Source organism: Pseudomonas farsensis, assembly GCF_014268805.2.
GTDB lineage: Bacteria > Pseudomonadota > Gammaproteobacteria > Pseudomonadales > Pseudomonadaceae > Aquipseudomonas > Aquipseudomonas farsensis.
In genome coordinates this window covers 410,085-432,497 of sequence record NZ_JABWRF020000003.1, presented here as the reverse complement: position 1 = coordinate 432,497, position 22,413 = coordinate 410,085, and the positions used below count along the sequence as shown (strand labels likewise).

The following is a 22,413-nucleotide window of genomic DNA, read 5'->3' as shown; positions in this document are numbered from 1 at the left end:
TTTTGCCCACACGGATGAGGCGTTGGCATTGAGGATAGTCAAAGGCCGCAGGCAATACCCGCGTTACCCGATCAAAGGCAGGTGCCCAACACCCGCACCAGTTGTTGCGCGCGCGGGTCCATCAGCACATAAGGGCCGAGGGTATTGGTGACAAAGCCAAAAGCCACGTCGTGCTCCGGGTCGGCAAAGCCAACCGAGCCGCCTGCCCCCGGGTGGCCGAAGGCACGGGCGCCAAGGCCGAAGGTGGCATTGGCCACCGTGGGCTGGTCGAGCATGCAGCCCAGGCCGAAGCGCGTCTGGGTGAGCAAGGTGCGGTCCTGGCCCAGGCTGTGTTCACGGGTCAGCTCATCCAGTAGTTCGGATTCGAGCAAGCTGCCATCGAGCAGCCCGGCATAAAAACCGGCCAGGCTACGGGCGTTGCCGTGCCCGTTGGCCGCAGGCTGCTGCATGCGCCGCCATTCAGGCTTGTTGGTACTGGTAAGAATTGCCGGCGGGTTGGTAAAGGCGCGCGTCGACAACGCCTCGGGCTCACGCATCGTCACCTGCAGCAGGCGCTGGGCAGCGGCATCGCCGGCATTGCCCTTGCCACGGGCAATATGCGCCACCCGGTGGAACTCTTCATCGGCAAGGCCAACATGGAAGTCCAGGCCCAGCGGCCTGGCGGTGCGGGCGACAATCGAATCACCAGGGCCACGACCGTCGGCGCGGCGAATCAGCTCACCGAGCAGCCAGCCATAGGTGATGGCGGCGTAACCGTGTTCGCTGCCGGGCGTCCACCAGGGTGCTTCGGCGGCCAAGGCATCGACCATGCCCTGCCAGTCGTAAAGCATCTCGGCGGGCAGCAGTTGGCGGATGGCCGGCAGGCCGGCGCGATGGCTGACCAAGTGGCGCAGGGTGATGTTGCCCTTGTCGGCCTGGGCAAACTCGGGCCAGTAACGCGCTACCGGTGCATCCAGCGCCAGCTTGCCTTCCCCGACCAGTTGCAGGGCGGTGACGGCCGTGAACGTCTTGGTGCAGGAGAACAGGTTGGCAATGGTATCGCTGTGCCACGCCTGCTGGCCGTCCTTGTCGGCGGTGCCGGCCCACAGGTCGACAACAGTCTCGCCGCCGACCTGGATGCACAGCGCAGCGCCACGCTCCTGGGGATCCTCGAACAACGCGGCGAAGGCATCGCGCACCGCCTCGAACTTCAGCTCATAGTGACCCTGGATCTGCACCCGCTACCTCTCCGTACGACCTGACTGGCAAAGGCGTGCATTGTTTCAGTAGTTGGGCGGTTTGCCTACTGGATGGCCCTCGATAAAGCCGCGGAATCGCCCACTCCTGCCCCGCCCGACCCGCTTACTGCGCCGGTTTCTGCAACACGGTGCGCAACTGACCAACGGCTTGCAGGTTGCTCTTTCGCACGGCTTCGACGAAGCCCGGGTAGGCCACATCGGTGATGGCCACAAGCCCAAGGTGGCCGTTTTCGCCGTCGAGCAACCGGCCGCTGGCCGGCTGGTCGAGGTACTGGAACCAGTGCGCCCCGACAATCATGGGCTGGGCCAACGCCGCCTTGAGGAAGTTGCCGTACGCAGGGCCCCGCTCCTCTTCCCGCGCAACTTCGACCGGACCTGGCCAGAACGGGCCGCGATCACGCGAACCGAACTGAAACTCCGACACCAGCACCGGCTTGTCCAACTCGGCCAGGCGCTCGAAATCGTAACCGTCCTGCGGTTTGAGGGTATAGAAGTTGAAGCTCAGCACGTCACAGTAACGCGCGCAGGCCTTGACCGCTTCCGGCGTACTCTGCGCAAAGCGCCCGCCCAGCAGCAGGTGGTTGGGCGCGTGCCAGTTGAGGGCATCGGCGATGGTCTTGAAGTAGGTTTCAGCGAATACCTGCTGGAAGTACTGGTAGTCACGCTCGATTTCCGGGTGTTCCGGGTTGGGCAGTGGCGCCTCGAAGCCTGGGTCTTCCATCAACTCCCAGGCACTGAGCTCGATGCCCCAAGCTTTGGAAAGGCCGTCCTGGTTGCGGTACTTGTCGCGCAACTGTTTAAGGAAGGCGCGCTTGGCCGGCACGTCGGTGGTCAGGCGCAAGGTGCCGAACGCCAGGCCATAGCGGGCTTTGGGGTCTGCACCCGGCGCAGCCCAGGCCAGTTCGTTGTCGGCAAAATAACCAATCAGCCAAGGGTCATCGCGGTGGTCGCGTGCGGCAATGGCCACGGCGCGTTCGGTGGCCATGGCAAAGCGCGGGTCGAACGGGTCGGGCATGCGCCCCCACCAGTCCATGCCGGTGCTGATGCTGGCGTAGTCGCCAACGATCGACAGTGGCAGCGTGTAGGGCATGCGCTGGGCGTGTTCAAACGACGGGTCGCTCCAATTGCCCAAGGTGTTGAAACCCCACGCCTGCAAGCGGTCGAGGGTATGCGCCTGCCAGCGCGCGGCATCGAGTGCCAGCGGCGGGCATGGGGCAGCCTGCGCATCGGCCTGGCACGGTTTGGCATAGGTGCGCTGCAGATTGGCACTGTAGAAGTCGAACCAGCGCCCCTGCTTGAAGTGGCGGCCCTGAGAGGACGTGTTGCCGTCGTCGTTATTGCCCTGGCCATAGAAAGCCGCCAGCGCCTGGCCCTCGCCTGGCAGGTTTTTGAACATGCCCTCGCGGCCCTGAACATAGGTGCGCCCGCCGTCTGGCGCAACGGCATTGACCCCAAGCGAATAGAACGGGTGGCCGTCCGGTGTCACCAGGTACCAGCGCCCGTCACGTTTTTCGGTACGGAAGAACCCTTTGGCGTCGAACGCAGGGCCTGCCTGCACACCGCCGTATGGGTCCAGGCCGAGCTTGTCGCGTTCGGCCAGCCAGGCCTTGAGCTGCGGCTGCTCACGCAGGCTGGCAGCCTTGAGCTGCTCGTCGCTGCTGACCTTTTCTGGCCAGTTGCCGCGTGTCGACTGGCCAAAGCCGTCGATCAGCTCGCTGTAGGCAGCCTTGAATGCAAGGTCATCGTCTTGCAGGCCTACGCGCTCGATCAGCAGGCTCTGGGAAACATTCGGGTTGGGGATGCTCAGGCTCACCGAGGTGACCTGCTTGAGGTCCACTTCACCCTTGCTGCTGGCCAGCAGCAGGCGCTCGCCGCCGTGGCTCCAAGGCATCGGCGGGCCGGCGCGCATGCCCTGGCTTAGCGGCGAGCGGGCGACCAGCGGAACCATTACCGTCTGCGCCGGGCCGGCCGGCAGGTCGACGCGACTGGTCAGCGTGCGGCCATCGCTACCCTGAACGGTGACATCTACCGTGAGCGCCCAATCCATGCCGCTTTGCAGGCGCAGGGTGAGGAACTGCCCGGCCGACCAGTCCCACGCGCCGCTTGGCGGCGCCAGGCGCAGCGTCGGCTGGGGCACGGGGTTGAATACCACCCGCCGCAGCACCTCGCCTTCGGCGGTTTGCTCTGCGTTGTACTGCGGCATCCCGGCGTCCTGGGTGGTGACGTTCACCACCGAGGCAGGGCGCACGAAACTGAACAGTGTCTGTTGCCCGGCGAGCAACGGCGCGCTGAACAACAGGGTAAGCATGGCAGGTAGGGTGCGACGGATCATGGGGCGGTAGCTCTCCTTCTGAACCCTCATGGGTTCGCAACTCAGTCATGGACAGCACGCCGGTGCATCTTGCTCCGGCGGTCAGCTGATTTCGCGCCGGAACGGCGGAAGTGCATTGAGAATAGCCTTGCCGTAGCGCTGGGTGACCAGGCGCCGGTCGAGCAAGGTGATGACACCACGGTCCTGCTCGGTACGCAGCAGGCGGCCGCAGGCCTGGATCAGGCGCAGCGAAGCGTCAGGTACGGCGATTTCCATGAACGGGTTGCCGCCACGGGCCTCGATCCACTCGGCCAGCGCAGCCTCGACCGGATCATCGGGCACCGCGAAGGGGATCTTGGCGATAACCACGTGTTCACAGTAGGCACCCGGCAAGTCGACACCTTCGGCGAAGCTTGCCAGGCCGAACAGCACGCTGTGCTGGCCATCGTCGACCCGCGCCTTGTGCTTGTTCAGGGTTTCCTGCTTGGACAGGTTGCCCTGGATCAGCACCAGCTTGCGCCAGTCGCGGTCCAGGCCGTCGAATACATCCTGCATCTGCTTGCGCGAAGAGAACAGGATCAGCGCGCCGCGAGCACCCTCGACAATGCCGGGCAGCTCGCGAATGATCGCCGCGGTATGCGCCGTGGCATCGCGCGGGTCGGCACCCAGGTCCGGCACCCGCAGCACGCCTGCGTCATCGTGCACGAACGGGCTGGGTACCACGCACTGCACCGCATCACGCGGCAGCCCCGAACGCATGCGGAAGCGGTCGAACTTGCCCAGCGCGGTCAGCGTGGCCGAAGTGACCAGCGCGCCGAAGGCGACATTCCACAGATTGCGCCGCAGCATCTCGGCGGCCAGGATGGGGCTGGCGTTGACCTCGATATCGAACAACGCGCCGGTTTCGGCCAGGGTCAACCAGCGCGCCATCGGCGGGCTGTCTTCCGGGTCTTCGGCGGTGAAGGCGGTCCATAGCTCCCAGTTGCCCTGGGCGCGGGTGACCAGGCTGCCGAACAGCGGATACCACTCTTCAGCCTGATGGCTGGCGATGCCAATGCTGCTTTCGCCGTCCATGCCTTCCTTGAGCAAGTCGGCCAGACGGGTGAACAGGTCGTTGAGGCGGGCAAAGCCTTTTTTCAGCTCGATGCCGACTTCGCGGATTTGCTCGGGCACCACACCGCCTTCGAAACGGTAGCGCGGCCGGTCACGGCCTTCCATGTCTTCCCCGGCACGGAAATCGGCCACCTGCTCGCACAGGGTGAACATGAACTGCTGCTGAGTGCGCACTTCACGCGCAAGCTCCGGCACCTGTTCGATGTAGCGGCCAAGGTCGCCCGGCAGCGGGTGCTGGGCCAACAGCTTGGTCAGGTTCTTGGCGGTTTGCTCAAGCCAGTCGGAGGTGGAGCGCAGGCGAGAGTAATGGGCGAAGTGGCCGATGGCCTTGTCGGGCAGGTGATGGCCTTCGTCGAATACGTACATGGTGTCACGCGGGTCGGGCAGCACCGCGCCGCCACCCAGTGCAAGGTCGGCCAGCACCATGTCGTGGTTGGTGACGATGACATCGACCTTGCCCATGCCTTCACGTGCCTTGTAGAACACGCACTGCTGGAAGTTCGGGCAATGGCGGCCGGTGCACTGGCCGTGGTCAGTGGTCAGGCGCGCCCAGTCCTGGTCTTCGATGTTTTCCGACCAACTGTCGCGGTCGCCGTCCCAGCGGTTGCCCGCGAGCTTTTCGATCATGCTGTTGAACAGCTTCTGGCTGCGCTCATCGACTTCGATATGGAAGCCTTCTTCTTCGAACAGCTGCGCGGTGGCCGACTGGGCGTGGCCTTCTTGCAGCAGCACGTCGAGCTTGGACAGGCACAGATAGCGCCCACGGCCCTTGGCCAGCGCAAAGCTGAAATTCAGCCCACTGTTGCGCATGAGGTCGGGCAGGTCCTTGAACACGATCTGCTCTTGCAGGGCCACGGTTGCGGTGGCAATCACCAGGCGCTTGCCTGCGGCCTTGGCGGCGGCAATGGCGGCCAGGCTGTAGGCGACGGTCTTGCCGGTACCAGTGCCGGCCTCGACCGCTACCACGGCGGGTTCGCCTGCACGGCGGCCTTCGTCGTCGGTGGCAATGTCACCGAGCACCTTGGCGACTTCGGCGATCATCAGGCGCTGGCCATAGCGCGGCTTGAGGCTTTTGGCTTCGAGGAAACGCGAGTAGGCGCCCTGGATGGTGGCTTTGAGTTCGGTACTGATCATGGTCTGCGGACGCCCGAAGGGCTGGATATATTTTCAGTGTTTCGCATGGGGGGCTATCATACCCGGCTATTGCCCTTTGTGCCGAATGGAGATCCGGATGGTTGCCTTTGCCCTGCCCTATACACTGCATGTTCTGGCTGCCCTGATTTGGGTCGGCGGGATGTTCTTAGCCTGGCTGGTGCTGTGCCCGGCAATGGTTTCAACGCTTGAGGGGCCGGCGCGGCTGCGGTTGTGGGTGGAAGTTTTCCGACGCTTTTTCGGATGGGTCTGGCTTGCGGTGGTGGTGCTGGCAGTGAGTGGGGTGGGCATGATTCACCTGCGCTTCGCCGGCTTCGAGACGGCACCGCGGTATGTTCAGGTGATGATCGGCGGTGGGATCGTGATGTTCGCCTTGTTCATGCGGGTACAGGCGTTGCTGCTGCCTGAGCTGCGCGCGGCTGTGCAGGCAGAGGATTGGGCTGCGGGGGCCGGGGTGCTGGCGCGGATTCGACGGATGGTCGGGGTTAATCTGCTGATCGGGGTTGGGGTTGTGGCGGTTGCCAGTTCGCGGCTTTGGGTTTGATCTAGCTGACGATCTCTGCCCCCTAACGCCAGCAACATGAACCAAAAGCCGCACGAGGTAGGAGCGGCCTTGTGCCGCGAAAGGGCTGCGAAGCGGCCCCAGCGATATTAGCGTGGTGCACAAATCCTGGGGGCGCTTCGCACCCCTTTCGCGGCACAAGGCCGCTCCTACACTTACCGGGTAAAACGGCGCCGATATCGCGGCTGGGCGCGGCCCCACGGTCGCGTTTACTCCACAAGCCCCAGCCGGCCTCAAAGCCGCTGCAGAATCAGCTCCCCAGCAGCCCCAGCCAAGCCAGGCTCACCCGCCTGACCGGGCCGCCCATTGGCTCCGGCGGCCGTGCGATAAACCAGGCAGCCTTTACTCGCCCCACCTTTACCCGGCACACCGGCAGCGCCACCTTGCCCCGGCGCCCCGCCATCGACCCGCACTTCAACCCGTTCGCGCGCAAACCCTTGAGGCAGCGCCAGCCGCACTCGCCCGCCAGCCGCCCCGTCGTGCCCATTGCCGCCATTATCAGCGTTGGCACCCCGGCTGGCCTGGCCCCAAGTACAGCCACCGGCCTTGCCATTGGCGCCATCCAGCCCAACGTAACCCGGCGCACCCGCACCGCCGCGCGCATCGATTACCAAGCGTTCAGCTTCCAGCGCTTCAAGGCGGATATCCAGGTCCCGGCCCGGACGCGCAGCGCGCTCGTAACTGCCCGGCGCGCCAGGAGCGCTGAACTCGCTGCCCGCGCCAAGCGCTGCGCTGCCCGCCACGATGCTCAAGCCCGCAGCGGCAGGGGCAATGGCAATGCGCGCATCACGGCCAAGCTCAAGGTGGTCGATCTTTAAATCAGTCAGCGTGGCCGGCAACAGCAAAGTGGCAGAATCGGCCACCCGTAGCTGCTCCAGGTGCACGCTTGCAGCCTTGTTGGGCAAGCGCAGCATCGAATGGGCAGCCACTTCCAGGCTCTCGGCCTGGGCCATCGGCGTGGCCAGGGCAGCCAGCAACATCAGTTTACGCACGGCGCGACGCCTCTTCGGGTTTGGGGATGGACATGACATGGAAGATACCGGTCAGCAGGATCTGCAACCGGTCGAACCAGCGGTGGCTGCGCCCGCGCAAGCTTGCGTTGAAGCACAGCACTTCAAGCACATGCAGGCCAAGCAGGGAAATGCCAGCAGCGTTGATCAGCAGGTTGAGCGGCAGCGGCTGCGGGATCAACAGATTGACCAGCACCACCCACCAGAACACCACGGTCAGGAACTTGCCCAAGCCCAGGATGAACTTCATGCCCTCGCCCCCACTGACATTATTGTTGTGCCGGCAAGGCCCGCCGAGCGGGCCATGTCGACAACAGTACCCCCGTTGCAAGGGCGCGCGCCAGAGGGTGTTCAGTTAAGGTGCAGTTCCACCCGTCGGTTCTGCACACGGCCCTCGTCGGTGTCGTTGTCAGCCACCGGTTCGCTCTCGCCACGCCCCTGGCTGGTCACCTTCTGCGGCGCCAGCCCCTGGCTGATAAGGTACTCGGCCACGCTGCTGGCACGGCGCTCGGACAGCCCCTGATTGTAGGCATCGGAGCCGACACTGTCGGTATGGCCGATCACCTTGACGCTCACCACGCTGGGGTCGTTGAGCTTGGGCAGCAGGCTGTGCAGGCGCTGCTGCGCGCCGGTATTGAGCTCAGCGGAATTGAAGGCGAACAGCACCTGGCCCTGGTCGTCGAGGGTAATCACTTGCGGGGTGGCGGCTACAGGCTCGGGCTGGGTCTGTGCCGGCGGATATTGCGGCACTGGGCACCCCATGTGGTTCACCGGGGTTCCGGCCGGGGTGTCGGGGCAACGGTCGCGGCGGTCGAATACACCGTCATCGTCCTGGTCGCCGTCCTGGGCATAGCAGACAAGGCCACCGACGATCGCCCCCGCAGCGCCAGCACCGGCCGCCCAACTGGAACTCTCGATAGCCCCGAGGCCGCCGCCGACCAGCCCGCCAAGCAGGCTGCACAGTGGCCAGGTCCGTTGATTGAGGGGTGCGCTGCCATCGCTGTGGGTGGCGCAGCCGCCCAACAGGCCAGTCACCACCAGTAGCGGCAGCGCCGCCTTCGACATGACATTCATGATCGATGCTCCTGTGTCACCGGCCACTACCGGTCACACAGGAGTAAAGACGCGCCCGCGCCACTTCTCAAGGCGCGCACGCACTGCGCTCAACGCTGGATCTTGATCTCGGTGCGGCGGTTCATGGCGCGGCCGTCGGCGGTTGCGTTGTCAGCCACCGGCTGGATTTCACCGGCACCGACCACCGAAACGAAGCTACTGCGCGACACGCCGCTCTGCACCAGATAATCCGTTACCGAATGGGCACGGCGCTCGGACAGTTTCTGGTTGTACGCATCGGAGCCGACGCTGTCGGTATGCCCACTGACGCTCAGGCGCGCGCTCGGTGCTTCTTGCTTGAGGCGCGTGGCGATGGTGTTGAGGCGGTCCTTGTCGGTGGCCGTCAGGCGCGCCGAGTCGAACTCGAAGTGCACATCGCGGATGACGATGACTTCCTCCTTCTGCACCACCACTTCTTCCTGCACCACAGGCGCTGCCGGCGGGCAACCGTTGGCATCGACCTGCACCCCGCGCGGGGTGCCAGGGCACTTGTCGCGACTGTCCGGCACACCATCGCCGTCCTCGTCGCCGTCACCATTGGCCCAGCAGTAGCCAGCCGCCAGGCCACCGCCGAGCAAGGCGCCCCAACCAGCCCAGCTGGAGCTTTCGATGGCGCCCAGGGCCGCGCCGCCCACGCCCCCGACGGCAGCACACTTCGGCCAGTCGGTTTTTTGCAAACCTGCACAACCAGTCAACACACTGGTGAGCAGAACCAGGGGTATCGCTGTGCGTACTATGCTCATCTTGTTGCTTCTCCTAGGGGGGAATCGGTGCAAAACCGATGCTCTGGGAGTAAAGACCGCTGTTTCACGATGTGCCAGCAATAAGCCACGCCTCTTTGCCTGCGCGCTCCAGGCCGCTAGTCTTGAGCGACCTGAACGAGGAATGGCAATGACCGACGCTGTCTCACTCCGCACGCCGCAGCAAGCGCTGGCCGCCCTGCTCGAACGCTTTGCCCCGCGCACCTTGCTGCTGGTGGGCACGCGCTTCCCGGCACTGGACGCCTTTGCCAAGGCCCACCCGCAGACGCACATCGAGCTGGCCGCGCCCGGCCCGCTGCCGGCGCCGCTGGCAGCACAACGCTTCGAGCTGGCGCTGCTGGTGGATTGCCTGGAGCACTTGCCCAAGCGCCAGGGCCTGGAGCTGCTCGGTGGCATCCGCAACCTCAATGCCAGCCGCGTCGCGGTACTGGCCGACCTCGCCGCCTGCGGCTGGCACGACACCGACTTTTTCTCGCTGGCGCTGTCGGCAAGCGAAAAATTCACCCGCGACGAACAGGTGCTGAGCCTGTTCACCTATGATCTGCACGACTACAAACAGGTCCCGGACTGGCTCAACGCCAGGTTCTGGGCCAATCCGGAAATGTTTGGCAAGTACTGGTGGTAAACCCATGAATATCAAGGGCTTACCTCACCATGAACGCTATCGAAGCTATCCCCGAGCAGGGCCAACTGTCACCAGCCTGTAACCAGCCTTGTCACCAAAGACCATCTCAGGCCCTTTCGGTCTGGCACTACAGACGGTCAGGAATCTATTACCTGAGGGTTCGCCCTCGGGGATGCTCAACCCGTAGTCTCGCCATCTCTCTCCGTTCCACCGATAGGCCAACCGCTATGCAGTTCTCCAAGGACATCCTCAAGACACTGGCTGTCTTCCACCTCGACCGCCCTGAGGCTTCGTGGGAGGACCTCAGGGAGCGCCTCAAAGAGATCGCTGAGGACGCCCTACAGGGCCATAGCGAGGACTCACGGGGCCTCTACATGGAAATCTATGACCAGATGAACAATCACCTCGCTGAGGCTGCCTCGCTTGGTCGGTTCACTGGGAGCCAGCAGCGAGCCATTGGCACAGGCCAGCGAGTTCTCAGGGCTGCTCAGGAGCGTCTTGAGGGTCGCCCTCAGGAACTCACAGAGATCATTGGGGAGCTGTCTTGTAGCACGTCTGTAGCCCCTTCCGTGTCCCTATCTGTAAATGCGTCCCTTCCCCTATCTGTTTTACCGTCAGATGAGCCAGTGACCTTTGAGACCCTCTCAGGGCTCTATCTGGCTGAGCGCAAGGGCAACGTCACTGCGACCACTCACAAATCAGTCACGTCCGCTTGCCGGACCCTCAGCGGGCTCCTTGGAGACTTGAACCTCAAGACCCACACTCGGGCCGATATGGTGGCGCTGAAGGAGAAAGTCATTGATGGTCGCAAACCTCTGACATCCAACAAGCTACTCACTCAGCTATCAACTGTGATGAGCTGGGCGGTAAATAACGGATTCCTTGAGCGCTCTTTTGACAAGGGCCTGAAGATCGAGAGAGGCGCTGAGAGCACTCGCAAGCCCCTGACTCAGGATCAGGTGGTCAAGATCATGGATCACGCGAATGGTCTGGCTATAGACGATTGGAAGCGCTGGGCCTTGTCCCTTGGGGTTCTCACAGGTGCCCGCATTGGGGAAATCTACCAGTTGACCAAGGAGGACATTAAGCAGGTGGACGGCATCACCGTTATCGACATCAACAAAGATGAAAACGGTGGAAAGACCCTGAAGAACAGCTTCTCCGTGAGGCAAGTCCCTCTGGTGGATGGGGCCTATGGGTTCTCTCTTCAGACCTTCCTTGAGTGGGTCGATGCCAACGAAGGCCGTCTGTTCAAGGCCAAGGAACATTACTTCAACAAGCCGCTCAATGAGGCCCTCAGGGAACCTCTGGGTCTGGCCTCTGGCGGGAATCAGTCGTTCCACTCACTGAGGCATTCCCTGTCGGGTCTGCTGAAGGCCGCTGCGACCCCTGAGGTCATCGCTCAGAGCATCACCGGGCACAGCTCAGGGAATATCACTTACGACCTCTACGCGGGGTCTCAGAGGGTTCCTGTGAGAACACTCCATGAGGCTCTGGTGAAGGCGTTCTCTTCAGGAGCCCGTTTGAATTGAGTCCCTGCCAATGAGTCGCTTCTGATGGATGGCAAAAGGCTACTTTTCGTTGTTAATATAGTGTTTTTGTAGAGACGGACGGATTCGAATGAAGGTTTTCATAAGCTGGTCAGGCCCAGTAAGTAAGAGATTAGCGGAGTCTATCCGTGACTGGCTCCCCGGAGTTTTACAACTCGTAACCCCTTACTTCACTCCCTCTGATATTGAGAAGGGTGGGCGTTGGGCCAACGACATCGCAAAGGAACTTTCGAGTGCTGAACTTGGAATTCTCTGCATCACCCGAGACAACATCCATAGTGACTGGATACTGTTCGAGGCGGGCGCACTATCAAAGAGCCTCGACAAAAGTTTTGTCTGTCCGATTCTATTTGGTATCAACAACGCAGACCTTGCGGGCCCGTTGAAGCAATTCCAAACGACCGAATTCACAAAGACAGACTTTCACAAACTAATCACTGTAATTAATGGCAGGCTTGGCGACCAGAAACTTCCTGTAAAAACGCTGGATAATGTTTTTGAGAAATGGTGGCCTGATCTCGAAGAAAAAATCAACGAAATCCTTAGCTCCATTACTATTGTTGACGGTCCAGTACGCGGAGATAGAGAAGTCTTAGATGAGATTTTGCTCTTGACCCGATCTGCCTCTCGTCAGAACTCTGGAATTCCTACCAAGCCTATCGAGGAGTTACTGGAGGCATTTATTAATGCGCACAATATAGATGCAATGGAAGCCGGGGGTTATCAAGAATCCTTGGATGCGCTCAAAGAAATGTCACGTTCAATTCGATATCTCGCAAGAAGGGCCAAGCCCGAGTCATCGAAACTTGCGGACCTTTTTGAACAGTTCGAGGCCCTACCTTATGAGGCGAGATCTCATAAGCATGTAGTAAACGGGGATGACGATATACCGTTCTGAGCCGGAGCAAATGCAAAGTGAGACCCACTCATCGTCGATGCTCTGACCATGGCGATGAGTTCCCCTAATATGCGCATCTGTCAACCAGAATTTAAAAACCCTCACTATGGCCAGGACACACAGAGACCACCGAAAGAAATCTCACAGTGCCCTGCCATCCCTACCGGGCATCCTTGCGATCCCGATCAGCGACGACCAAGCGATAAGAGACCAGCCACCATTGCGGTGATGTGAGCCAGCGCCAGCAGTCCCCGATAAGCAGACCACAGCGTCTGGCTCCAGTAGGAAGGAGCACAGCTTGATACTGTCGATCCATGAACCGATGCCCACGAAGGGCACCGTTGGAGAGACCATGCACGGGATTGGGGCCACCGTGTATCGCTCAAGTTGTACGGGGGCCTTTAACTTAAAGATAACTCTTAGAGCAACTCTATCATTATTATCTTTAAATCAATCCAACAATTAAGACTTAAAGACAATCTCATAGACCTCTCTAAGTTAGGGATTGGTCTTGCGACCATGACACCCCCGTCAATCAGCCACCTCAAAGGAGGTCCAGATGAAATTCCATTTTGCACTTGACGGCATCCCACAAGGACGCCAAGAGACCCTGTTGTCTATTGAGTCAGCTATGTCCACTGGTCGCCATCGTCTCGCTGTCTTCAACCTCAAGAACATCGGTCTACGGACCAGTAAAGGACATGAGAGCTGCCTTGAGTATGTGTCGGGCAAGCTGGGAGCGTTTCTCTTAGATCCCCTTGAAGAAGTTCTGAAAGCCACGGGCCTTGACCTGATCCGTTTCTACCATGTTATTAACGCCGTTCCTGTGGTTCTTACAGTTCGTCGCTATGTTCCAACTTTTACCGTCGCCACGGTTGATCCCTTCGATGCCCTTCAGGCTTGCCATGTCCTGAATCAGCGGCATCAAAACCATTTGAAACCCAGAACCTTTTGATCGTCCTTGAAGATGCCCGCGAAGGCTTTCTCCTTGGCCGTCTGGTCGTGCGCGTCTATGGCGCAAGGACGAATCAAAGGGTCCCCAATAGGAGAACCCAAACCATGAAAATCACCATCACCAAAGTCCTGAAGAACGAAGTCACCGTGTCGGGCCAGACACTGAACCGTGAGTACGTCGAGAACATCATGTTGCCCATGCTGGTCGCCCAATGCGGGACCGTTAAGGGCCAGCAATTCGAGATCGTTAAGGCGTTCGATGAGGCCGGTCTGTCGCTCCAAGCGATTCCCGTAGTTGCCCGAGAGTACCGCCAATACCAATACCAAAAGGCTCAGGAGGGTGCTCGCTTGCAGGCTGAGGCAGATGCCCATGCTGAGCGATGCCGTGAGCATACGCCCCGAGAGATCGCCCAAGCGAAGGCTAAGCGTGAGGAGATTGCAGCGGCCATTCGTGAGCATGGTGCCCGTATGCGTGCCGCCTCCCGTAGCAATAGCGGTGGCTGGTAACAGCACCTCGACCCACTACCACTTCATTCATAATTCAGGAGACAACAATCATGACTAAACCATTCGAGTATGTAGCCCCGCATGTAGACACCGTTAAGTGGCGCGTAAACGCGTCCAATGAAAACACCGGGTCGATTCAATTCAACACTGCTGATGTCCGGCCAGAGACCCAAGCGGCCACCGATGTGTCCGTCTACGTGGAGGCCCTTGTGGAAGCCGCTGAGGACTACTTGAACGGCGATGAGTGGCGAGAGGCTGCCATGGAGGCAACCCCTTGTGAGTTCCGTCCGGCTGGTTCTGAGGCCACTGGGCAACAGATCATCACCATGGCCGACCGCTCTGTCGCCTTCGACCCTCGCAAGAACTGGGATAACGAGACCATCGACAAGGGTGAAGTCCTGGCCGGTTCTGTGATCTTCACCGAGGCCACCGACACGGCATTGGTCATCAGCCACCGTGCCACCATCCTCGACCACAATCTGATGGCAGGCTTCACCGTACAGTCTATGGAGCAAACCGCTGACAAGATGCTCCGTGACATCGAGCACAGTGCAGCCGGCAAGGTCGCTGCCATCTTGGCGACTGCCCCAAGCACCGAGAGCGTCTCTGAGGCCAAGCCAACGGGCAAGCCTGCTGAGATCGCTGAGGACCTCATCGACATCCTCACGACCCACGTTAACCAGACTGTAGGGACCTCGCTGAGTGACTTCGTGATCTTGCTGCCCGTGTCACTGGTGGCTGTCCTTGAGCGCGCTGCTCAACGTGCTGGTCAGGACTCTATCGAGGACCTCATTGGCGCAGGCGTACAGCCGTACACTGGGACCGACCACGGCATCTTCATGTTGCCCAAGCTGTTCACCTCGCTGAGCTACCGTGAGCGCCAAGACGGCAGCGTGTGGCGCATCGAAGCGACCCGCAATCCGAACGCCCAAGGCTGGGACCTTGAGATCATGGCTGTGGTGGACATCATCGCCAATGGCATGGTCAAGTGAAGCTCACTACCGATGGTCTTCAGACCGTCCAAGTGCCGTTCCCGCTGGTCACCAATGTAAAGCTGACCGTCTGATTCCATAGTTCCTCAGGGGCCCGCAATGGGCCTCGATGGGCTTCTTACAGGAGACCGATACCATGAGTCAGCCAATGACCAGAATCCAACGCAAGCGCCTTGTGGTGGCCTTATCGGCTTCCCTCAATGGGCTTCCTATGGGCCCCGCTGTGGCTCGCTTTGAAGCCTATGAGCGTGAGCGTAACCGGGTCCGCAAAGCCGCTAAGGCCATCTGAGAGAGACCTATAAGTCCGACCCGTAGGGCACGGCATGGTCTACGCCTCTTTCAAAACTACTCACTATTGCGACCAATACCTCAACCACTGCACCTGCCCGTCGCTGGGCATCCATCTAATCGAAAGTCTTTCTGTTTGCCCTCTGTGCCACTGTCAGTACCCGTCATGGGGTCTTTCGGCTGCCCGTGGGAGCGAACTCAGAGAGCAAACAAAAGGAAAACATGACCATGAATATCGACATCAAACACAAGCATTCCGGCCACGTCATCATCATCGAAGGTCACGCCTTCAAAGCAAACGACCGGGGCCAATGGGACCTGACTGACATCTGGCGAACCCTGAAGCTGCCCAAGGGTAAGCAACCGGGACAGTGGCGGACCAAGCTCGCTGAGCGTCTGGAACGAATGCAATTTCTGCATGCGTTAAACAACGGGCGTTCTGGCTCCATGGTCTTTGCAACCAAACGAGCAACCATCGAGTACGCTGGGTGGGTCTCTGAGGATTTCAAGGATATGGTCTATGACGCCTTCGAGGCGATCCTTGAGATGCCCGAGGTGGCCGCACTGGTAGCCGACAAGATGGCCTCACTGGGTAATGACCATAGTGCGGACATCCTCAAGCGCATGACCTTCAACGACAAGTGCGATTGGAAGGCCCTTAAGGCTCCCCACAAGAACACTCAAAGGGGTCTCCGGGCTGCCGTAGCAAAAGGCAATCTGACTCCACAGAGAGCCGCTGAGCTGGGCCTCAAGACCATCTAACCATCAACCTATAGGAGAACCCCATGGACCACCTACAGGCCCTCTACTGGGTCTGTCTGGCCGTTCAACTGGGGTTATGGTTGTGGTCTCGCAGGCCACCGTAGTTAGCTGCTCGCCAGTGGTGTCAGTCACACCAGCTCACAGCAGGCCCTTTGAGAATCTGACAGAAAAATCTGAAAGGTCACCATTACAAGACTTCCCGCGCAGGCTCCCCCGTAGGCCCTCGCATAGGTGCCCGTGGGCGCTTTAAGGACACCAGTTAATTCGCCCTTGCGGTCTCGCTGTCTGTCACCAACACTGTCACCAGCTTTGTCACCAAATTCCTTGAGGTCCTCTATGAAGCCCGCTACGCTTGGCCTGCCGCCATACCCCACTCAGTTCTGGGCCAACCCTGAAAACTTCGGCAAGTACTGGTGGTGATTCAATGAGTGTCTCGGTCTGCCCGTGCGGCAGTGGCAACCTGCTCGATGCCTGCTGCGGGCATTATCATGCCGGCACCCCGGCACCGGACGCGCAAGCCCTGATGCGCTCGCGCTACAGCGCCTATGTGCTGGGGCTGGTGGACTATCTGGTGGCAACCACGCTTGTGGCCCAGCAAAGCGGCCTGGACCGCGCGGCCATGGCTGCGTGGAGCGCCCAGAGCACCTGGCTTGGGCTTGAAGTAGAAAGCGCCGAGGTGCTCGGCGGGCAACCCGAGCATGCCTTCGTGACCTTTACCGCGCGCTGGCACGATGCCGAGGGCGATCACCAGCAACGCGAGCGTTCAGCTTTCGTCCAGCACGGCGGGCGTTGGTATTTCATCGACCCGACGGTGGGCCTGAAGGCCGGGCGCAATGACCCCTGCCCCTGCGCCAGCGGCCAGAAGTTCAAGAAATGCTGCGCCAGCTATCTGGTCGGATGAGCCGCTGCACTTGGCGCGCAAGGGTGCGATAATCGCGCCCATATTCAACCGGAGTGACCCTGCAATGACCCAACAACCTCATGTTCATGGCCCTGACTGCAACCACGGCGATGACCATCACCACGACCATGACCACGGCCACGTGCACGGCCCGCACTGCAACCATGGCCACCAGGAGCCGGTGCGCAACGCCCTGAAGGACGTTGGCCGCAACGACCCATGCCCATGCGGCAGCGAGAAAAAATTCAAGAAGTGCCACGGGGCCTGAAGCAGCCACAAGGTTCGAGCGGCAAGCAGCAAGTGAGAGCGGGGTCGCCAACCCATCCGCTTTTGCTTGCCGCTTTCAACTTGAAGCTTGCTGTTTGTCCCACTACCTTTAGCGCCTTTTCCCCGCCTCGCCCCGCAGGAGCCCCGTTCATGGCCGCCGCCGTCCTTCCCCCCTTCCGTCTCCGTTTCGGCGGTGCCGCCGCGCTGCTCGGCATGCTTGCGCTGGCCGGTTGCCAGATCGGCGGCCAAAAGGGCAGCGTTTTGCCTGGCAGCGGTGTGCAACCGCTCAAGGGCCTGGCGCAAAATGTCTCGGTACGGCGCAATGCCATGGGCGCACCGCTGATCGAGAGCAGCAACTTCCATGACGCGTTATTCAGCCTGGGCTATGTCCACGCCGGCGACCGCATTGGCCAGATGCTCACCATGCGTTTGCTGGCCCAGGGCCGCCTTGCCGAAATGGCAGGCCCCGATGCGCTGGAAATCGACCGCCTGATGCGCGCCGCCAACCTCAAGCAGAGCGCCGCCCAGCTGTATGCCGATGCCTCGCCACGGCTCAAGCGCTTCTTCGAAGTCTATGCCCGGGGCGTCAACGCCTACCTGTTCCGCTACCGCAACAACCTGCCGGCAGACATCGCCGCCAGCGGCTACCGCCCGGAATACTGGAAGCCCGAAGATTCGGCGCTGGTCTTCAGCCTGTATGCCTTCAGCCAGTCGGCCAACCTGCAGGAAGAACTCTCCGCCCTTACCCTGGCGCAGAAAGTCGGTGCCGACAAACTGGCCTGGCTGCTGCCTGTGGCCCCCGACGAGCCGCTGGCCCATGGCGAAACCGACAAGCTCAAAGGGGTCAACCTGGCCAACCAACTGCCGGGGCTGGCCTCGCTCGCAGCCGCCAGCCAGCAGCTCGCCGACCTTGGCCTGCTCGGTAGCCCAGGTTCCTCAAACCTGGCGCTTGGCCCGCAGCGCAGCCGCAGTGGCAAAAGCCTGCTGGCCAGCGACAGCCGCGCCAGCTGGGCGCTGAGCCCGGTGCAGATCCACACCGGCAAGTACCAGGTGGCGGGCCTTTCGCTGCCCGGCCTGCCGATTGTGCTGGCCGGCTTCAACGGCAAGCTGGCCTGGAGCGCCAGCGCCGTCATGGCCGACAACCAGGACTTGTTCCTTGAACAGGTGCGCCGCCAGGGCAACCAACTAAGCTACCTGGCCGACGGCAAATGGCAGCCGGCCCGGGGCCGCAACGAGACCTTCCTGGTCCGTGGCCAGCGCCCGCAGCGCGAGGTGATGTACGACACCCGCCACGGCACCCTGCTGCCGGGCCACGGCAGCCTGGGCCTGGCGCTGCACGTGCCACAACTCAAAGGCGACCGCAGCCTGGATGCGCTGTTCGACCTGACCCGCGCCAGCAACATCGAGCGCGCCTTCGACAGCACCCGTGAAGTGGGCGCTGCGGCGCTGAACTTCGTGTTCGCCGAGCCAAGCCATATCGGCTGGCAGGTCAGTGGCCGCTACCCCAACCGCCGTGACGGCCAAGGCTTGCTGCCCTCACCGGGTTGGGACGGGCGCTATGACTGGGATGGCTACGCCGACGCCATGCTTCACCCCTACGACCAGGACCCGACCACAGGCTTCATCGGCCACGCCAACCAGCGCAGCCTGCCCAAGGGTTATGGCATGCAATTGTCGAGCACCTGGTACTACCCCGAGCGCGCCGAGCGCCTGGCCGAGCTTGCCGGCAATGGCCGCCATGACAGCCGCAGCCTGATGGCCCTGCAGAACGATCAGGTGACGTTGCTGGCCGCCAAGCTCAAGCAGATGTTCGACGCCCCTGGCATGGCCCAGCCACTCAAGCAGGCCATCGACGCCTTGCCGGCCGACCAGCGTGACAAAGCCCGTGACGCACTGGCCCGGCTCAAGGCGTTCGACGGTCGCCTGAGCCCGGTGTCGGCCGATGCTGCGCTGTACGAACTGTTCTTGCAGGAAGTCACCCGCCAGACCTTCCTCGACGAACTGGGCCCCGAGTCTGGCGCCGCGTGGCAGGCCTTCGTCAGCAATGCGCAGTTGTCCTACTCAGCCCAGGCCGACCACTTGCTGGGCCGCGAAGACAGCCCGTTCTGGGATGATCGCAGCACCCCGCAGAAAGAAGACAAGCCCGCCATCCTGGCGCGCAGCCTGGCCGCAGCCATCGACACCGGCACCGCGCAACTGGGCGCCGACCGCCGCGCCTGGCAGTGGGGCAAGTTGCACCAGTATCGCTGGCCCGCTGCCAGCTACCAAGGCTTGGGCGATACCCAGACCCGCGCGCCGCTGGCTGCAGGCGGAGACTTCGGCACACTGGCGCTCACCCCGTACGCCTGGGGCAACAACTTCGACACACGCCTGCCGAACTCGGCACGCATGGTCGTCGACTTCGGCCAGGCAGAACCCCTGCAGGTGCTGACCAGCAGCGGGCAGTCCGGCAACCCCGCCAGCCGCCATTATGGCGACGGGCTGGATGCGTGGTTCAAAGGCCGCTTCATGAGCCTGCCGGTGCAGCCACAGAACTTTGGCCGGGCGTATGGCAGCCAACGCTTGACCTTGGTGCCTGGCAAGTAATCAGGCGCAGCACAATGAACCCTGTCGCGAGCGACTGCCTCGCGGCAGGCAACTAAATCCGAACTTTATTTCCCCGGCAGCGCTCCCACCTTGTAACGCCCGCCACCGACACCCCTGCCCATGGACCTCGTCATCGCCCGTCCCGAAGGCCTGTACTGCCCACCCGGCGATTTCTATATCGACCCCTGGCGGCCGGTGGATCGTGCAGTGATCACCCACGGTCACGGCGACCATTCGCGTTCCGGCAACCGCCACTACCTCACCGCCACGCCCGGCGCCGGCATTCTGCGTAGCCGACTGGGCCAGGGCATCGACCTGCAAACCCTGCCCTACGGCGAACGCCTGTTGCACCATGGCGTGACCCTCAGCCTGCACCCGGCTGGGCATGTGCTGGGGTCGGCGCAGGTACGCCTGGAATACCAAGGCCAGGTGTGGGTGGCCTCTGGCGACTACAAAGTCGAGCCCGATGGCACCTGCGCGGCGTTCGAGCCGGTACGTTGCCATACGTTCATTACCGAGTCGACGTTCGGCCTGCCGATCTATCGCTGGCCGGCCCAGGCCGAGGTGTTTTCCGACATCAATGCCTGGTGGCGCGCCAACCGCGACCAGGGCAAGGCCAGCGTGCTGTTCTGCTACGCCTTCGGCAAAGCCCAACGCATTCTCCACGGGCTGGATGAGCACATCGGTCCGATCCTGGTGCATGGCTCGGTCGAGCCGCTGAACCGGGTCTACCGCGAAGCTGGCGTGTATCTGCCCGAAACACTGTATGTCGGCGACCTGCCGCGCAATGACCCGATGCTGCGCCAGGCCCTGGTGCTGGCACCTCCTTCGGCAGGCGGCAGCACATGGATGAAGCGCTTCGGCGACTACAGCGACGGCTTCGCCAGCGGCTGGATGCGCCTGCGCGGTGCGCGCAGGCGGCGCGGGGTCGACCGGGGTTTCATCCTTTCCGACCACGCTGACTGGCCGGGCCTGCTGTGGGCCATCAACGCAAGCGGCGCCGAGCGGGTGATGGTCACCCATGGCTCGGTCAACGTGCTGGTGCGCTACCTGAGCGAACAGGGCCTGGATGCTCGCGGGTTCGTCACCGAATACGGAGAAGAAGACGATGTGCCCGCCGCGCAGGCCGACGCATGAAGGCCTTCGCCGAGCTCTACCTGCGCCTGGATGCGACCACCTCCAGCAATGCCAAGCTGCAAGCGCTGCGCGACTACTTTGCCTCAGCGCCGGCAGGCGATGCGGCTTGGGCAGTGTACTTCCTGGCGGGCGGGCGGCCGCGCCAGCTGGTGCCCAGCCGCCTGCTGCGCGAACTTGCCACCGAGCAGGCCGGGCTGCCGGAATGGTTGTTCGAGGAAAGCTATCAAGCGGTAGGCGACCTCGCCGAGGCCATCTCGTTGCTGCTGCCGGAAAACCCGCATGGCACGGATGAGGGCTTGGCTATCTGGGTCGAACACCACCTGCTGCCCCTGCGTGGGCAGCCTGGCGAAGCGGTGCGCGAGCGCCTGCCGCAGCTTTGGTCAAAGCTCGACCGCCCAAGCCTGATGCTGTGCCTGAAACTGGTCACCGGAAGTTTCCGCGTCGGCGTGTCCAAGCTTCTGGTGACCCGCGCCCTCGCCCAGCTTGCCGGGCTTGACGCCAAACGCGTGGCCCAGCGCATGGTCGGCTATACCGACCTCAGCCACCGCCCGGTCGCCGCCAGCTACCTCAAGCTGGTGGCCCCGGAGTCGGACGACGAACACCAACAGCGCGGCGGCCAGCCGTACCCGTTTTTCCTCGCTCACGCCCTGCAACTGCCCGTCGAGCAGTTCGACAGCGCGCTCGGCGCGGTGCAGGACTGGCAGGTGGAATGGAAATGGGATGGCATCCGCGCCCAGGTGGTCAAGCGCGACGGCCAGCTATGGGTGTGGTCACGGGGTGAAGAACTGATCACCGAGCGTTTCCCGGAGCTGCACAGCCTGGCGGCCACGCTCCCCGACGGGGTGGTGATCGATGGTGAAATCCTGGTGTGGAAGCCCGGCGGCGACGGCATTGCCGTGCAGCCTTTTGCCTTGCTCCAGCAACGCCTTGGGCGCAAGACCCTGGGCAAGAAACTGCTGGCCGATGCGCCGGTCATGCTGCAAGCCTACGACCTGCTCGAATGGCAAGGCGAGGACTGGCGCAACCGCCCGCAGCACGAGCGTCGGCGCCAGCTGGAGCACCTGCTGGAACAGCACCCATTGGCGCCGCTGCTGCTCTCACCGCTGCTAACCGGCGACTCCTGGGCCGACCTCGCCCGCCAACGCGAGGCGTCGCGCAGCCTGGGGGTCGAAGGCTTGATGCTCAAGCAACGCGAGGCGCTGTATGGGGTGGGCCGCACCAAGGACATGGGCCTTTGGTGGAAGTGGAAAATCGACCCGTTCAGCGTCGATGCGGTGCTGATCTACGCCCAGCGCGGCCATGGCCGGCGGGCCAGCTTGTACAGCGACTACACCTTCGCGGTGTGGGACGGCCCACCGGGCGCGGCACAACGCACGCTGGTGCCCTTCGCCAAGGCATACTCCGGCCTGAGCGACGAAGAAATGCGCAAGGTCGATGCGGTGGTCCGCAAAACCACGATAGAGACCTTCGGCCCGGTGCGCAGCGTCACCCCGACCTTGGTGTTCGAACTGGGTTTCGAGGGTATTGCGCTGTCCAAGCGGCACAAAAGCGGAATCGCGGTGCGGTTCCCGCGCATGCTGCGCTGGCGGCATGACAAAACCGTCGAGCAGGCCGACGATCTGGCCACCCTGCAAGCACTGCTCGGCTGAACGTGCGCGGCACGCAAAGTTGTGCTTCTATCCTTGG

At 62.2% G+C, this 22,413-nt stretch carries 19 protein-coding genes and 3 pseudogenes; 13 read left to right on the top strand and 9 right to left on the bottom strand.

Features of this window, described 5'->3' with window-relative positions:
* Positions 1-71: 71 nt before the first annotated feature.
* The 5 genes and pseudogenes from HU719_RS18220 to dinG form a co-directional block, all read right to left on the bottom strand.
* Complete coding sequence (locus tag HU719_RS18220; RefSeq protein ID WP_186534913.1) at positions 72-1,217, bottom strand: serine hydrolase domain-containing protein; 1,146 nt, start codon at positions 1,215-1,217, stop codon at positions 72-74.
* A 124-nt stretch (positions 1,218-1,341) separates the two neighbouring features.
* Positions 1,342-1,995, bottom strand: a pseudogene (locus HU719_RS23945) (beta-agarase); the annotation flags it as partial.
* Between the two features lie 43 nt (positions 1,996-2,038).
* Positions 2,039-2,131: pseudogene (locus tag HU719_RS23940) on the bottom strand (hypothetical protein); the annotation flags it as partial.
* 917 nt (positions 2,132-3,048) lie between these two features.
* A pseudogene (locus tag HU719_RS23935) lies at positions 3,049-3,285 on the bottom strand (beta-agarase); the annotation flags it as partial.
* 366 nt (positions 3,286-3,651) lie between these two features.
* Positions 3,652-5,796, bottom strand: a complete 2,145-nt coding sequence (gene dinG / locus HU719_RS18210) for an ATP-dependent DNA helicase DinG (RefSeq protein WP_186516962.1) — start codon at positions 5,794-5,796, stop codon at positions 3,652-3,654.
* 97 nt (positions 5,797-5,893) lie between these two features.
* Here dinG and HU719_RS18205 point away from each other — a divergent pair, with 97 nt between their 5' ends.
* Complete coding sequence (locus HU719_RS18205) at positions 5,894-6,358, top strand: CopD family protein (RefSeq protein WP_186534911.1); 465 nt, start codon at positions 5,894-5,896, stop codon at positions 6,356-6,358.
* Between the two features lie 251 nt (positions 6,359-6,609).
* On the opposite strand, the gene HU719_RS18200 is transcribed toward HU719_RS18205, so the two are convergent.
* The 4 genes from HU719_RS18200 to HU719_RS18185 all read right to left on the bottom strand — a co-directional run bounded on the left by HU719_RS18200 (position 6,610) and on the right by HU719_RS18185 (position 9,242).
* Positions 6,610-7,368 carry a collagen-like protein gene (locus tag HU719_RS18200; protein WP_186516958.1) on the bottom strand — a complete coding sequence of 253 codons (759 nt, stop codon included), beginning with the start codon at positions 7,366-7,368 and terminating at the stop codon, positions 6,610-6,612.
* On the bottom strand, positions 7,361-7,636 hold the full coding sequence (locus HU719_RS18195) for a DUF1145 domain-containing protein (RefSeq protein ID WP_186534910.1): 276 nt from the start codon (positions 7,634-7,636) through the stop codon (positions 7,361-7,363). Before HU719_RS18195 ends, HU719_RS18200 begins: the two co-directional genes overlap by 8 nt.
* Before the next feature lie 101 nt (positions 7,637-7,737).
* Positions 7,738-8,460: a PA1041 family peptidoglycan-binding anchor lipoprotein gene (locus tag HU719_RS18190; RefSeq protein WP_186534909.1), complete on the bottom strand. Its 723-nt coding sequence runs from the start codon at positions 8,458-8,460 to the stop codon at positions 7,738-7,740.
* An 89-nt stretch (positions 8,461-8,549) separates the two neighbouring features.
* On the bottom strand, positions 8,550-9,242 hold the full coding sequence (locus HU719_RS18185; protein ID WP_186534908.1) for a PA1041 family peptidoglycan-binding anchor lipoprotein: 693 nt from the start codon (positions 9,240-9,242) through the stop codon (positions 8,550-8,552).
* A gap of 148 nt (positions 9,243-9,390) precedes the next feature.
* Between HU719_RS18185 and HU719_RS18180 the strand changes: the two genes are divergently transcribed.
* From HU719_RS18180 to HU719_RS18125, 12 genes are all read left to right on the top strand, one after another.
* Positions 9,391-9,885 carry a DUF6231 family protein gene (locus tag HU719_RS18180; protein WP_186534907.1) on the top strand — a complete coding sequence of 165 codons (495 nt, stop codon included), beginning with the start codon at positions 9,391-9,393 and terminating at the stop codon, positions 9,883-9,885.
* Between the two features lie 227 nt (positions 9,886-10,112).
* Positions 10,113-11,417, top strand: coding sequence for a site-specific integrase (locus HU719_RS18175; RefSeq protein WP_186534906.1), 1,305 nt, complete (start codon positions 10,113-10,115; stop codon positions 11,415-11,417).
* Positions 11,418-11,505: 88 nt separating this feature from the next.
* A complete protein-coding gene (locus HU719_RS18170) occupies positions 11,506-12,333 on the top strand; it encodes a TIR domain-containing protein (protein WP_186534905.1) in 828 nt (275 codons plus the stop codon).
* A 559-nt stretch (positions 12,334-12,892) separates the two neighbouring features.
* Positions 12,893-13,288 (top strand): hypothetical protein, encoded by a 396-nt coding sequence (locus HU719_RS18165; protein ID WP_186534904.1) that lies wholly within the window; start codon positions 12,893-12,895, stop codon positions 13,286-13,288.
* Between the two features lie 104 nt (positions 13,289-13,392).
* The gene (locus HU719_RS18160; RefSeq protein ID WP_186534903.1) at positions 13,393-13,794 is read left to right on the top strand and encodes a DUF6971 family protein; all 402 of its coding nucleotides are present in this window, start codon (positions 13,393-13,395) and stop codon (positions 13,792-13,794) included.
* Between the two features lie 50 nt (positions 13,795-13,844).
* Positions 13,845-14,786 (top strand): hypothetical protein, encoded by a 942-nt coding sequence (locus HU719_RS18155; protein WP_225917305.1) that lies wholly within the window; start codon positions 13,845-13,847, stop codon positions 14,784-14,786.
* Positions 14,787-15,302: 516 nt separating this feature from the next.
* Positions 15,303-15,836: a hypothetical protein gene (locus tag HU719_RS18150; protein ID WP_186534902.1), complete on the top strand. Its 534-nt coding sequence runs from the start codon at positions 15,303-15,305 to the stop codon at positions 15,834-15,836.
* A gap of 424 nt (positions 15,837-16,260) precedes the next feature.
* On the top strand, positions 16,261-16,737 hold the full coding sequence (locus HU719_RS18145) for a YchJ family protein (protein WP_186516949.1): 477 nt from the start codon (positions 16,261-16,263) through the stop codon (positions 16,735-16,737).
* 64 nt (positions 16,738-16,801) lie between these two features.
* Complete coding sequence (locus HU719_RS18140; RefSeq protein WP_186534901.1) at positions 16,802-17,005, top strand: SEC-C metal-binding domain-containing protein; 204 nt, start codon at positions 16,802-16,804, stop codon at positions 17,003-17,005.
* Positions 17,006-17,154: 149 nt separating this feature from the next.
* Positions 17,155-19,590 carry a penicillin acylase family protein gene (locus HU719_RS18135; RefSeq protein ID WP_186534900.1) on the top strand — a complete coding sequence of 812 codons (2,436 nt, stop codon included), beginning with the start codon at positions 17,155-17,157 and terminating at the stop codon, positions 19,588-19,590.
* 120 nt (positions 19,591-19,710) lie between these two features.
* Positions 19,711-20,727 (top strand): ligase-associated DNA damage response exonuclease, encoded by a 1,017-nt coding sequence (locus tag HU719_RS18130; protein WP_186534899.1) that lies wholly within the window; start codon positions 19,711-19,713, stop codon positions 20,725-20,727.
* Positions 20,724-22,376, top strand: a complete 1,653-nt coding sequence (locus HU719_RS18125; protein WP_186534898.1) for an ATP-dependent DNA ligase — start codon at positions 20,724-20,726, stop codon at positions 22,374-22,376. Before HU719_RS18130 ends, HU719_RS18125 begins: the two co-directional genes overlap by 4 nt.
* Positions 22,377-22,413: the final 37 nt, after the last annotated feature.